This is a genomic window from Parabacteroides sp. KHUB-02 (assembly GCF_056640955.1).
This window is the reverse complement of the sequence record NZ_JBWQEV010000001.1, coordinates 4311775-4325704: the sequence shown is the minus strand read 5'-3', so window position 1 is coordinate 4325704 and position 13930 is coordinate 4311775. Positions and strand designations below refer to the sequence as shown.

Annotated in this window: 8 protein-coding genes; 3 read left to right on the top strand and 5 right to left on the bottom strand. The window is 46.9% G+C overall.

What is annotated here, in order from left to right; genetic code table 11:
- Positions 1-5: 5 nt before the first annotated feature.
- The 4 genes from ACYIA1_RS18280 to ACYIA1_RS18265 form a co-directional block, all read right to left on the bottom strand.
- Entirely contained in the window at positions 6-2744 is a 2739-nt protein-coding gene (locus ACYIA1_RS18280; protein ID WP_480336170.1) for a TonB-dependent receptor, read from the bottom strand.
- Positions 2744-3469, bottom strand: a complete 726-nt coding sequence (locus ACYIA1_RS18275; RefSeq protein WP_272060113.1) for a hypothetical protein — start codon at positions 3467-3469, stop codon at positions 2744-2746. Before ACYIA1_RS18275 ends, ACYIA1_RS18280 begins: the two co-directional genes overlap by 1 nt.
- A 20-nt stretch (positions 3470-3489) precedes the next feature.
- Entirely contained in the window at positions 3490-4590 is a 1101-nt protein-coding gene (locus ACYIA1_RS18270; RefSeq protein ID WP_272060114.1) for a DUF4249 domain-containing protein, read from the bottom strand.
- Positions 4591-4687: 97 nt separating this feature from the next.
- A complete protein-coding gene (locus ACYIA1_RS18265; protein ID WP_480336168.1) occupies positions 4688-5119 on the bottom strand; it encodes a DUF2790 domain-containing protein in 432 nt (143 codons plus the stop codon).
- Between the two features lie 666 nt (positions 5120-5785).
- Between ACYIA1_RS18265 and ACYIA1_RS18260 the strand changes: the two genes are divergently transcribed.
- Positions 5786-6220 (top strand): DUF6078 family protein, encoded by a 435-nt coding sequence (locus tag ACYIA1_RS18260; protein WP_199486262.1) that lies wholly within the window; start codon positions 5786-5788, stop codon positions 6218-6220.
- A gap of 193 nt (positions 6221-6413) precedes the next feature.
- Here ACYIA1_RS18260 and ACYIA1_RS18255 read toward each other — a convergent pair whose 3' ends face one another.
- On the bottom strand, positions 6414-8132 hold the full coding sequence (locus ACYIA1_RS18255; protein ID WP_048927111.1) for an ATP-binding protein: 1719 nt from the start codon (positions 8130-8132) through the stop codon (positions 6414-6416).
- A gap of 318 nt (positions 8133-8450) precedes the next feature.
- On the opposite strand from ACYIA1_RS18255, the gene carB reads away from it, so the two are divergent.
- Together carB and ACYIA1_RS18245 are read left to right on the top strand one after the other, a co-directional pair.
- Positions 8451-11669, top strand: a complete 3219-nt coding sequence (gene carB / locus ACYIA1_RS18250) for a carbamoyl-phosphate synthase (glutamine-hydrolyzing) large subunit (protein WP_005867460.1) — start codon at positions 8451-8453, stop codon at positions 11667-11669.
- A 77-nt stretch (positions 11670-11746) separates the two neighbouring features.
- Positions 11747-13807: a ligand-binding sensor domain-containing protein gene (locus ACYIA1_RS18245; protein ID WP_034530151.1), complete on the top strand. Its 2061-nt coding sequence runs from the start codon at positions 11747-11749 to the stop codon at positions 13805-13807.
- Positions 13808-13930: the final 123 nt, after the last annotated feature.

Genomic DNA, 13930 nt, shown 5'->3' with positions numbered 1-13930 from the left:
AGCCTTTAGAATTTAATATTATAAGAAATATACGGAATGGGAGCTCCGAAAATCGCTAGTTTATAGCCCTTCAGCCGGCCTTCCTCGGCAACATAATAGACAGAGTAAGCGTTATCCCGTCCGGTTACGTTATAAATTCCCAGCGAGACAGTGCTATGCGTAAGTAAAGTCAGATGATGGCTCGGCTCTATATTGATAGAAAGATCCATCCGGAAATAATCAGGAATCCGGTATTGGTTCCTGTCGGAGAAATAGACGAACTCCCCTCCAGCGAAATTATATTTGCTGACCGGAATGGAAACCGGGCGGCCGGTACTATAGTCACAATTCACCGATACGCTGAACCGTTGGGTGAATTTATAATTACCCACGAACTTCAAGTCGTGCGGCTTGTCGTAATCCGCCGGATACCACTCGCCCCGGTTGACCGGCTTTTTGATACGAGCGTCCTCCTGTCGGAGCTGGGTACGGGAATAGGTATAACTCACCCAACCGTTCAACTTCCCATTCGGCTTGCGTATCATAAACTCCACACCGTAGGCCCGTCCTTTCGTATTGACCACATCCGTCTCGATATGATGATTCATGATCAAGTTCGCCCCGTTACGGTAATCCAAATAATTATCCATGGTTTTATAATAGCCCTCCACGGAAGTTTCCAGTCCGGCCCTAATGAAATTCTTATAAAGCCCGACAGCCACCTGCGAACCGGTTTGCGGCTTGATATTCGCGTCGCTAAGTTTCCAAGTATCCGTGGGAGACATGATCGTGGTATTGGACAGCTTATGGATATTCTGCCGCATCGTATTGTAACCGGCCTTGATAGAGAATCCGTCTGCGAACTCATAGCGAGCGGAGATCCTGAACTCCGGTCCTTGGTAAGTCTTATAAATTCCACTCCCTTCCTCCTTCGTATCTATCACGGCAGAAGGAGACGGCATCTTATCCGGTTCATACAAATTATAAGTTCTAGGCCCCATTACATTATACATACTATAACGGATTCCAGCGTCTATCGATAAGGTAGGAGTTATATCCCAACGATCGCCCACGTAAATAGCCGATTCCAGCGCTTTCTCGGACTGCATCCGGTCGTCCAGCACCAATGAAGCCTCGCCTTTCCCCAGATATTCCCCGGGATTCAAGTTATAATACAAGGAACTCAATCCAAACCCGATCGTATGATGATCATGCGCCTGCCAACTAAAATCAGCCTTGCCGTAAAACTGGTCGATACCGAAAGTCAGCGTATAAGCGGTCGCCGGGTTATCCGTGTTCTCAGTCCGATTGTTATAATGATCATATCCGGTGATAAATGTCCCGGTGAGATTCGGATGGAAAGCATGCGTCCATTTCAGCGAGGCACTGGCATTCTGGTAAGCGTATCGTTCCACCTCATCGAAATGAAAACGGTCGTGGCTGAAATATCCGGTCAACGTCAAACTATTATTCACGTCAAAACGATGATCGATCGAGGCGTTCAAGTCGTAAAAACCAGCGTTACCGTCCTTATATCCGCTCTTCTCCGGCAATAAATTCAAGAGCCAGTCCGAATACGTGGTACGGGCACCGACAATATACGAGGTCTTCTTATTGAAAAGCGGCCCCTCTAGCGTAAGGCTGCTGGTCAGCAAGCCGAGACTGGCCGAACCTTGGAATTTCTCCTTACTTCCTTCCCGGGAATTGATATCCAACACGGAGGAGATACGACCACCAAATTTGGCGGGAATACTGCTTTTATATAATTCCATATCTTTCACCATATCGGAATTGAAGATAGAGAAAAGCCCGAACAGGTGCGTAGGGTTATAAACCGTCCCGCCATTAAACAAGATCAAGTTCTGGTCCGTAGCGCCTCCCCGCACATTGAATCCGCTGGATACCTCGCCCACCGACTTGACTCCCGGCAAGGCCATGACCACTTTCAAGATATCCAACTCACCGAAAGCCGTCGGGATATTCTTGATCTCTTTCATTTTCAAACGAGTCACGCCCAAAGCCGTACTCCGCACGTTCTCCACGATATTCGCCGAAACGGAAACCTCGCTCAAGGCATATACCTGTTCTTCCAACTCGATATCTAACTTGCCGGAGGCATAAAGCATAACTTGTCGTTTGGTATCCTTTAAGCCGATAGAACGGATACGTAGATCCCGACGTCCGGCGGGAAGCCGGATCGAATAATGACCGCTTGCGTCGCTCGTCACCCCGATGGCGGGATCGTCGATCTGCAAGGAGACACCTTTTAAGAGCTCGCCCGTCTTAAAATTCGTGATCGTACCGACCAAGGTCACCCATTCCTCCACCTGTCCGGTCGGAGAACCGATCTCATAAACTTTATTCTCGGAGGAGGCCCGTTGTTCACGCCGCAAAGAGAGATAGGAAACTGCATCTTCCACCTCACGAACCACGATGGCGTTAAAATATCCTTCTGGCAAAGAGGCGGTCAGTTCTTCTTCGCTCGTGACGATCAAGTCATTCGAATACCTCGTCACAAACAATGAGGCAGAACGCAAAGCATCCCGCAAGACTTGCTCCGGTTCCGCGTCCCTCACGTCCACCGTAACCGTCAGCGAATCCAGCACCGCCGGATCACCCAATACACGGAGACCCGTTTGCCCCTCGATCGCCTCGATCAATTCCATAGCCGGACGCCCGTCCAGCCGGATGGTTACCCGTCGTCCGGCAAAAGCCGCTACCGTGACAAATAACAGGATCATCCAGATATACTTTCGTTTTTTCATCAGCGTAGATTTAAGGTTTCACAATATTCCACCACCTCGATCAGCGAGCGTTCCCGTTCATCTCCAAACGAGAGCCTTCGCTCTTTTATATATCGCTTCAGCTCATTCTTATTTTCCTTGAATAAATTGAAAAGCGAGCGTTTACCACTTACAGGGTAATATACCCCGTCCCTACATATATAATAAGATATCTTTTCGACGAACCGGTCTGTCAGGGTCAGCTCTTCCATGCGCCGCTCCAATCCCTTTGTCGATCTTTTCCAAAGGGAATATTTCCCGGCATATAACCGAACATAAAAACCTTCGGGGTAATTCCTTTTCTCCCCTTTCGGTTCCATATAATACAAATCATAGCCGGGAAGGTGCACAAACCGAATCCGTTCCGAGGGAACGATCACATGCAACCGTCTATCCGGCGAGAGCACGATCAGCTTTTCCAGATACACGTTCAAACGCATCTCCACCCCGGGATATACGATCCCATCGAATGCCAACGTTCCCTTTCGGTAATCCTTCGTATCCAAATAAGGATGCCCTTCCAACCGGTTCAGGTACAGAGGCTCCAACTCCCCGGCATAGATCAAGGCTTGATTACCGGCTTTCTCCATATAACGTCCTTCCTTACCGTCTACCGGTAAACTCTCCGACACAGCCAGTTCCTGCGCCGATACTTGCCACCCGCAAAGGAGGCAAAGCATATAAAAGATGGTTTTTCCTGTTCGCATGATCGGGTTCCTATTTTAAATTAATAATGATCGTTCGGCCACCAAGACGGCCGCTCCTTCGTGGCCTTCCCCTGACGGCAATCCACGCATCGAGGGTAAGTCTTCGAATCCGGATATTGATACCAAGCCAAACCTCCCATAGGAAAGTCCTTTGGATAGATCTCGCATGGGATAATCTTATCCGGGACATATAGATCATCCTCATACGAGAGATACATTCCCTTCCGTGTCGAACTAGTCACCTCAACATACCCTATCACCAATTCATCCGGATCGGATATATTAAAAATATTTCCATTATCACCAGCCGACATGACCGGGCTAAAGATACTGCCGGTGCGCTCGATCTCCTCTTGCAACATCTTGAAGTAATCATACGCCTCCTTACGGATCTGCATCTGCGAGATCTCGACATGATACAAGACCGACAATCGCTCGTCTGCCGCAGAGATCTCGAATAGCTTGTGTTCCGCCAGCCGATTCTCGCCCAGCTTTTCGGTGGTGCCTATCAGCAATATCTTCGAGGAATCCTTTACCCAACAATGATAGAGATTTTCGGGTGTATAAGGATTAAAATACATGAATTTACCGTCAATAGTTCCGGCATTCGCATATAAAGGAGATTGAACCTCCCAGTTCTCCTTATAGCTCCAACGATAATAGGGAGGACTATCCTTTCCGGCATGGCTAGAGACATGAATGGTCACCGGCTCCTCACGACCTCTTTTATGATAACTAAGGCTATCTATCTCCGGAGTGAACAAGGGCTTCAAGAAAGCAGACTGGTAAGATTTGCCCTCTAGCGCAAAATTCAAGCGATAAGACAGACCGGGATCGAGTTCGCCGTTCCGCACTTTATAGACACCCTTCTCATCTTGCCAAGCCTCGAACAATACACCATCGCTCCGCTCCACGCTCACCCGTGCGTCCGTAATCGTATCATTCTCCCGAAGATTATCCAAGATGCCGACGCTCCGGCTGATCCGGAACTCCGATTCCCCACCCGTTATCATCCCATCCACCACGAGGATACCCCGCACGCCCTTCACTTCCGGCGTGAAGTCGGTTATACACGCAGCTAGCATGAACAAGAAAAGTGAACAAACAAAAAGTTTTCTCATAACATTAACAAGATCTTTAAGATTAATCAAAACAAGAAGATGAATTCCAACAGAATAATCAAAATTCATCTTCTTGAATGCTAGCTATCTATACAGCCTAATATAGATACCAAAAGTACGAGAGTGTAGTATATAAACTACCATTTAAGTAAACTTCGCACTCAAATTCCACACGGGAAGTACCTGCCGTATTATAATTTACACTCACGTCGCCTCTGCGTGCATTCGTAGGCCACATATTACAAGAAGTAACACTACCTCCAGGCGTAAGTGTCCACTCATACGTGTAATTACCTGTTGGAAGCGGATGAAGATCGGGAAAAGTTCCAGGCTGCACCACTTGAGCCACCGCCTCCTTATGTCCAGGAGTCTCATAAAAATTTGACAAATAAATCATAAGAGTCTCACTCCCTGCAGCCGCTCCTTCCACAGGCTCAGATTCATTAACTTCACCGAGAACCTGATTTGCCATCGCATTGCTAGCAAGCAACATAAACATCACAAACAAAAAAGATTTAATCGTCTTCATGGTCTTAAAATTTAAATTCTCCAGAAATAAAATTCATAATACAAGGCTATTATCATATACCAAACTCACTATACAGTCAACCGGACCGCAACTGAAGCAGTACATAAAACAATCACCTTTAACGAGAATACCCAACAAAATAGATATCATCTATCCAATTCCGCCAGTCTGACCGAATCTACGCCGAACCTACAAAATGATCGCATCCATGAGATCATTCGTATCTAGGTTATCCAACGAAAGCGAGATTACCTCTCACCCATCATTGTTACGCACCGGCTCCACATCCCAATCAAGATTGAGCCTCCTATTCAAATGTTCATAATTAAAAACCCTATAGTAATTAGGCTCCTTACTGGACTGGCCTTCATCACCATAGAAACTGGAAAGAAAAAAAGCAGGTCTTATTAACAGTTTATCAAATACATCCAAGATGTATTTTCACAAATGTATACAAAATATTTCTTATCGTCCTAATCTTTTATCAAGAATATTCACATATAAATAAAATAAACGCATCACGGCACTTATCCAACAAATATTGAGCCCCAACCAGACAATTAAACCGTAAATTCCGTATCTGTCTTCATTTTATATTTACATTCGCGGGAGAACAATCATTTAATCCGGAAATACCACGATAACAAACTATTTATACATAAAAATATGGAAGAAAAACTTGACAACGCTACAATCCCCAACCAATATACCCTATGCCTAGACCGGCAATGCCCCAAAGCCTCTACTTGCCTTAGGCAACTGGCAGAGCGAAGTATGCCCGACGAGACGGCCTATTGGCAGATCATCAGCCCGAGACACCTCGCCTCATTGAAGGGAACTTGCCCTTATTACCGTCCGAACAAGAAAGTACGCTATGCCGCGGGATTCGTAAGCCTATTGGAGAGCTTGCCGCACAAACAGATGCTCTCCGTTATCCCGGGACTCATGAGGCACTTCAGCCGGCGTACTTACTACCGTGTCCGCAAGGGAGAAAGGCCGCTTTCACCCTCCGAACAACAGGTCGTATTGAATGCGCTTAAACGCTGTGGGGTGAAGGAACCAAAAGACTTCGACGCTTATTTCGAAGAGTACGACTGGTAAACCAAGGAAGAGAGGCTTGTGCCACTACCCATGTTACGAACGTGCCATCACCGTGGCATGCGTGTGCCATCGCAGTGGCACGCCTTTGCCATCGAGGTGGTACGGGCGTGCCAGCATGGTGGCACAACTGTGCCAATAGCATGGCACATCATTGGCACCACAAAGTACTATTAATAAAGCAATTGGATTGATATCACGGAGTCACCTCCCAGCATTTCCATCCTTTGTTGGCACAGATATATACAATGTAGGAACGGACATGGTAGTACGGGAACTTCTCCTTGGTATCCTTGGCGTAGGCGAGTACTTGCGCCACGTCCTCGGGACGGGGATCGCTGAGCGCCAGCATGCGCTCCGCCTCCTTCGCCTTGAAATACTTGAATTCCACCAACCGGTCATCCTTGTAATAGTCCGTACCGGGGATACCGGTCATCTCGAAATCCGAACGGCCCGCCGAATTGTTCTGCTCGATGGCGAACGTATAGTAGCTGCTCAGGTAACGGGAACAAAGCTCGAAGAAGGAGCAACGGATGAAATTCTCGTTGATCCTGTCGAACACCTGCGCCGGGAACTGCCCGAGGTATTGCTCGAAGTAGTTTTGTACCAGCGGCTCGAAACGACGCTCTTCCGTGAAACGCTCGTAAGTAGGCACATAGCGTTGGGCGTTTCCCTCTATATGATTCATCTCGTTATAATAGTCCATGTAGATGCTGCGCATCGTAAGGTTGGGTAGCACCATGCGGTAATTATTCCGCAGCGTGGTCATACCCAGATAAAAGAGGCTGACCGGATAGAAGTTCTTGTCGAAGAATTTCCTCTTGTTGAACTTGCTCGACAGGTCGGAAACGTTATAGGATAACTCGTCGTCAATCACCAACGCATCCAGCATCTCCTTGGAGTTCTCTTGCGAGAGGGTCAAGCGACGGATCCAACCGATATCCGTACGCAGGTTCTCATCCACCAGCTCACTCGGGATCATACCATCCATCGTGGCGAAGTTCTTAAAGAAATAGGTCAAGATCGTGGAATTGAACAAAGGCTCCGCGCCGGGACGGAAACGATAGCCGTCGTAGTTGTTCACGATCAGTTGCCAAAGTTCCTCAAAAGAGTCCTGCCCCGTGCCGTATTTGTCAAGGACATAACGAAGATAAGCGCTCGCTTCCTCATACGTAAAACCAAGCATATCCAGAAACCTCGGATGCAAGGTCAGGATCTCCGCTATATTATATCCGCTTGTCAAATCGTCCATCGTGACGGGAAGAACCCCCGTGCAGAAACATGTACGGATACTACCTTCGCCGATACCCGCTTTGATCACCTTGAAGAAAGTGCGCAGGAAACTATCCTTCGTGGTTACCTGCTCATAGAGCGGATCCTTGTAGGCCGTCAACAACTGATTGGTGAAATTATCGTACTCATCGATCAACACATACACTTTAGGCAGTCCATGCTCACGGGCGTACCCCAAAGCTTCCTCAAGCATCTTGGAGGCCTCTTTCTTGCTGGAGAACTGAAAATCCTTAAACAAGTCCCGGTTATGCGTTACCATGATCTCCACGGGAGAACGATTCAGATCGTTGAAATTCCGCTCCAACCCTTCCATGTCATCGGCCATCACCATCTTGGAAAAATCATAGCGCACGATCATATAACGATTATGCTCCTCCGTCGGGTGCTCCCCGATCCAAGTCCCGCCGAACAGTTCCTCGAACCGGTCGGCCTTGGTACGGTCGTAGTAACAGGTCAAGGTAGAGATAAACAGGCTTTTCCCGAAACGACGGGGACGCAAGAAGACTGGAGCCTTATAGTCTTCCAAGCCCGGAATGAAATCGGTCTTGTCCACATAGTAGAAATTGCGTTCCCGCATCTCTACAAAATCCGCTACCGCATAAGGAATCGTTATTCGTGCCATAAGCTTTCTTTTTTCTGATACAATACTACAAATTTAAGAAAATAACTTGTTCTTTCAAACAAAAGCCCTATCTTTGCCGAAATTTTGAAGAGAGAGCAGATGACAAACAAGACACATAAGGATAATCCGAAGTTCTATTCCGGTTATATGTCGGAGGTTGAGGCTCTTTTCTCTATTTTACGGGATTATAATTTGGTTATATAAGATGCGTTGGTTACTTTTACTAACGCATTTTTTTTGTGTCCATCGGTCCGGTGATATAATATAAAGGTATAATATTCTAAAATCATTATAATAAACAAAACAACCCAAATTACTATGTCGAAAAGTGATATCAAAAAGGTGATTGTTCTGGGCTCGGGTGCCCTGAAGATCGGACAGGCCGGGGAGTTTGACTACTCTGGTTCGCAAGCGTTAAAGGCTCTGAAAGAAGAAGGGATCAGTACCGTATTGCTAAATCCGAATATCGCGACTATCCAAACATCCGAGGGAGTAGCCGATAAGGTATATTTCTTGCCTATCACTCCTTACTTCGTGGAGGAAGTTATCAAAAAAGAACAACCGGACGGAATCCTATTGGCGTTTGGCGGGCAGACCGCTTTGAACTGCGGTACTCAACTTTACACCAGCGGCACGTTGGCTAAATATGGCGTGAAAGTATTGGGTACATCCGTTGAGGCTATCATGTACACCGAGGACCGTGACCTATTTGTTAAGAAACTGAACGAGATAGAAGTGAAGACCCCGATCAGCCAAGCCGTAGAAAGCATGGACGACGCCGTGGCTGCCGCTTATAAGATCGGTTTCCCCGTAATGATCCGTTCCGCTTACGCATTAGGTGGTATGGGCAGTGGTATCTGCAAGGACGAGGCCGAGCTTCGCACCTTGGCGGAAAGCGCTTTCGCTTACTCATCCCAGATCTTGGTCGAGGAATCTTTGAAGGGTTGGAAAGAGATCGAGTTCGAGGTGATCCGCGACAAGAACGACCATTGCTTCACGGTAGTGAGCATGGAGAACGTAGACCCGCTAGGCGTACACACCGGCGAGAGTATCGTAGTAGCTCCGACTTGCTCCTTGACCGAGAAAGAATTAGATTTATTGAAAGAACTTTCTACCAAGACGATCCGCCACTTAGGTATCGTGGGTGAATGTAATATCCAATACGCTTTCAACTCCGAGACTTGCGATTACCGTGTGATCGAGGTGAACGCTCGCTTGAGCCGTTCTTCCGCCTTGGCATCCAAGGCCAGCGGTTATCCATTGGCTTTCGTCGCCGCTAAGTTGGCGTTGGGCTACGGATTGGACGAGATCGGCGAGATGGGTACTCCAAACTCCGCGTACAAAGCGCCGGAGGTAGATTATATGATCGTGAAGATCCCGCGTTGGGACTTGACGAAGTTCGTGGGTGTCAGCCGCCAGATCGGTTCCAGCATGAAATCCGTCGGCGAGATCATGTCGATCGGTAAGAGCTTCGAGGAAATCATGCAGAAGGGTCTTCGTATGATCGGACAAGGAATGCATGGTTTCGTAGGTAACAACGATATCCATTTCGATAACTTGGACGAGGAGTTGGCGAACCCTACCGACTTGCGTATCTTCGCCGTGGCGCAAGCCTTGGAACAGGGATATAGCGTAGACAAGATCCATGAGTTGTCAAAGATCACACGCTGGTTCTTGGAGGGCTTGAAGAATATCGTGGATTACGCCAACGTATTGAAAGGTTACAACAAGATCGAGGATCTTCCGGAAGATGTATTGAAAGAGGCGAAACGCCTTGGTTTCTCAGACTTCCAGATCGCTCGTTACGTAGAGAACCCGGAAGGAAATATGGAGAAAGAGAATATCCGCGTACGCAACTTGCGTAAGAAAATGGGCATTCTCCCTACCGTGAAACGTATCAACACGATCGCTTCCGAACACCCGGAATTGACCAACTATCTATATATGACTTACGACGGCACGCCGCACGATATCACCTACTACCCGAATGAGAAGAGCGTGATTATCTTGGGGTCCGGAGCTTACCGTATCGGCTCGTCCGTTGAGTTCGACTGGTGTTCGGTGAATGCCGCCCAGACCGCTCGTAAGCTAGGTTATAAATCAATCATGATCAACTATAACCCGGAGACCGTATCTACCGACTACGATATGTGCGACCGTCTTTACTTCGACGAGCTTTCATTCGAACGCGTGCTAGACGTGATCGATCTGGAATTGCCGAAGGGCGTAATCGTCTCCGTAGGTGGACAGATCCCGAACAACTTGGCGATGAAACTGTACCGCCAGAATGTTCCGGTATTGGGTACTTCCCCGCTATCGATCGACCGTGCCGAGAACCGTCATAAATTCTCCGCGATGTTGGATTCGCTAGGTATCGACCAACCTCGTTGGGCAGAGCTTACCAGCATGGAAGAGATCGACGCGTTTATCGAGAAAGTAGGTTTCCCGATCTTGATCCGTCCGTCTTACGTATTGTCCGGAGCGGCGATGAACGTTTGCCATACGAAAGAGCAGATGATCGAGTTCTTGGATTTGGCCGCTAAGGTTTCCAAGGAATATCCGGTGGTCGTATCCGAGTTTATGCAAGGAACGAAAGAGATCGAGTTCGACGCTGTCGCTATGAATGGCGAGGTGGTTGAGTACGCGATCTCCGAGCATATAGAGTTCGCCGGTGTTCACTCCGGTGACGCTACCTTGGTGTTCCCGGCTCAGAAGATTTACTTCGAGACAGCCCGCCGTATCAAGAAAGTAAGCAAGATGATCGCAAAGGAGTTAAATATCAGCGGTCCGTTCAATATCCAGTTCTTGGCGAAGAATAACTTCGTGAAAGTAATCGAATGTAACTTACGTGCCTCACGTAGTTTCCCGTTTGTATCTAAAGTATTGAAACGCAACTTTATCGAGACGGCTACCCGTATCATGCTGGATGCTCCGTATACGAAACCGGATAAGAGCGCATTCGATATCGACTGGATCGGAATCAAGGCTTCCCAGTTCTCATTCGCCCGTTTGCACAAGGCAGACCCTGTATTAGGTGTGGACATGAGCTCCACCGGCGAGGTAGGTTGTATCGGCGACGATTTCAACGAGGCTTTGCTTTCCGCCATGATCGCCGTAGGCAACAGTATTCCTAAGAAGAACATTTTAGTATCTTCCGGCGCAGCTAAGAGTAAGGTCGATCTATTGGAGCCTTGCCGCATGCTAGATGCCAAGGGTTACACGATCTATGGTACGCACGGAACCGCCAAGTTCCTGAACGATAACGGAATCAAGGCAACCGCCGTTTGCTGGCCGGATGAGGAAGGTGATTTGAATATCATGGATATGTTCAGCAATCACGCTTTCGAATTGGTAGTAAATATCCCGAAAGATCATAGCAAACGTGAGTTGACCAATGGCTATAAGATCCGCCGTGCGGCGATCGATCATAACATTCCATTGATCACGAACGCCCGTCTGGCTAGCGCCTTTATCGACGCTTTCTGCAATATGAACGTAGAAGATATACAGATTAAGAGCTGGCAGGAGTACAAGTAATCAAAATTTGATTATATTTGCATGTGTGTAATATAAAGAGACAAGGCTTTATGCCTTGTCTCTATAGTTTAAAGACCATGTACAGACGGCTACCTTTTATCATATTATTATCTATACTGGCGGTTTTCGCCTTGCGTGCGTCTGTGGTCGCTCCCTCTATCCTCGTACAAAATTATTCCGTAGACGATTATAAGGCTAGTTGCCAGAATTGGGATTTAGCGGTTTCCTATCATGGCATCTTATATGTAGCTAATAATTCCGGTCTGGTTACTTTTGACGGGAATACATGGAACACATATCCATTACCGGATAAAACCCCTATTTATAAAGTATCTTTCCAGAACGATTCTATCTATACCCAAGGCAAATCATCGTTAGGCTATTGGCTATACGACGAACTCGGGAATCTGGAATACCATCCGATCGATACGCTCCCATCGCACGTCGGTTTCGATAACCCCGAGACGAACTACACGATCCCGAAAGAAATCGAGGAAAAGCACCCTACTTCTTTCGCTAGCGCCGGAGGTCTCAATTTCACGGGAACATCTACGTCCGGCATTTATATCACCAACGACGAAGGGGAGATCTTTCAACATCTCAACATCAATAATCAGTTACAAGATAATATCGTACGTTCCATCTGCGTACAGGATAATAACTTAATCTGGGTCGCCTTGGATAATGGTATCTCCCAAATAGATATCAATCCTCCCATCGCCATGTTAGGTAAAAGAAGCCAGATCGGAAAGTTGGAAGACGCTGTAAAAGAGGATAACCGCCTCTATATCCGGACAAATCTCGGCTACTTCAGCCGGAGCTTGATGTTTGGTGATAAGTTTACCCCGATATCCGGTGAGATCGGACGTTCATATATCCATCCGGATACGGCCGACAATCATTTATCGGTAAGCACTTTATTTAAGAATAAAGATGTATTGGGCGTATTCGCCAACGCAGAAAGTATTTACCCGGTTCCAGACAATTTGTATTGGCTCACGATCCAGAATGAGGCCGGACTCTTCCATCGGGAAAACGGTACAGGAACTTTAAAATGCCGGATCCTATTCGATAATTACGATCTGAATCTGGTGACCAACGGCAAACGGATCATCCCCTTGAATGATTCTCTTGATTTGGTATCCGCCATGCAAGGAACCCTATTAATCAACACCCGCCAATTAATAGAGGGAAGCCTAGGAGGATTGACGATGCCACGGTTTATGCGCATCGAGTATCAAGATCAAGAAGGTACACATTATTTATATCCAGATACTCAAAGAATCAACATGCCCCATAACTTCCAAGAACTCTCGCTATACATCGGGACAACGGTATTCACCCCTAATCACCAAATCAGTTATAAGCTGGAAGGGGTATCCGCCGATTGGTCTTCTTGGCAGAAAGACGGCAAAATTACCTTCTTACAACTTCCGGAAGGAACTTATGAGCTAAGGGTACGTAAATATGTAACCCGGGGTCCGTTTCCCGAGATCACGATGCAAATCACGGTGCGCCCTCCTTGGTATAATACCGTATGGGCCTATTTGATCTACGTCGCTTTGATATGGTTCGCCATTCAAGAAGGGCTTCGGTACCATTTAAGGAATTTGCGGAAAAAAGAACAAGAAAAGCTGGAGGCAGAGCGACAAGCCGAACTGCAAAGGCTTCAACAAATGAAAAGCGAGATGCTGGAAACGGAGTTGCAAAACAAAAACAATGAGCTTACTCTCCAGACGACAGCTTTGGTAAAAAGAAACGAGGCAATCCAAGCTTTGTTGGAAGAACTGGATAAGCAGAAAGAGACATTGGGTGACCGATATCCCAATAAGTTATATACCCGTTTACGTTCCTTGATCGAATCTACCTTGAACGATCAAGCGGATTGGGTGCAGTTCGAGACCTATTTTAATAGCGCCCACCAGAATTTCATGGATCGTTTACGCCAGCAATACACAGATATAACGGCAGGCGATTTGCGCATATGTTGTTTACTCCGCATGAACCTTTCCACGAAGGAAATCGCATCGTTAATGAATGTATCCGTACGAGCTATCGAGCTAAGAAGATACCGCTTAAGAAAGCGATTAGCCCTTGATGGGGATACGAATCTTGTCGATTTCTTAATGAACTACTAAAAATATTTTCTAGAATATGCTTAATATATAATATTCTACATAACAGCATATTAAACGCACATAGAAAGAGATAGAGAAAGTCTTGTAGTAGTCTTATTCAATAAAAAAATCATTTGCGCAAGT

Coding starts and splice junctions, on each gene's coding strand:
- ACYIA1_RS18260 (WP_199486262.1), top strand. CDS start 5,786: ATGGAAGAAAAACTTGACAACGCTACAATCCCCAACCAATATACCCTA.
- ACYIA1_RS18245 (WP_034530151.1), top strand. CDS start 11,747: ATGTACAGACGGCTACCTTTTATCATATTATTATCTATACTGGCGGTT.
- ACYIA1_RS18280 (WP_480336170.1), bottom strand. CDS start 2,744: ATGAAAAAACGAAAGTATATCTGGATGATCCTGTTATTTGTCACGGTA.
- ACYIA1_RS18275 (WP_272060113.1), bottom strand. CDS start 3,469: ATGCGAACAGGAAAAACCATCTTTTATATGCTTTGCCTCCTTTGCGGG.
- ACYIA1_RS18270 (WP_272060114.1), bottom strand. CDS start 4,590: ATGAGAAAACTTTTTGTTTGTTCACTTTTCTTGTTCATGCTAGCTGCG.
- ACYIA1_RS18255 (WP_048927111.1), bottom strand. CDS start 8,132: ATGGCACGAATAACGATTCCTTATGCGGTAGCGGATTTTGTAGAGATG.
- ACYIA1_RS18265 (WP_480336168.1), bottom strand. CDS start 5,119: ATGAAGACGATTAAATCTTTTTTGTTTGTGATGTTTATGTTGCTTGCT.
- carB (WP_005867460.1), top strand. CDS start 8,451: ATGTCGAAAAGTGATATCAAAAAGGTGATTGTTCTGGGCTCGGGTGCC.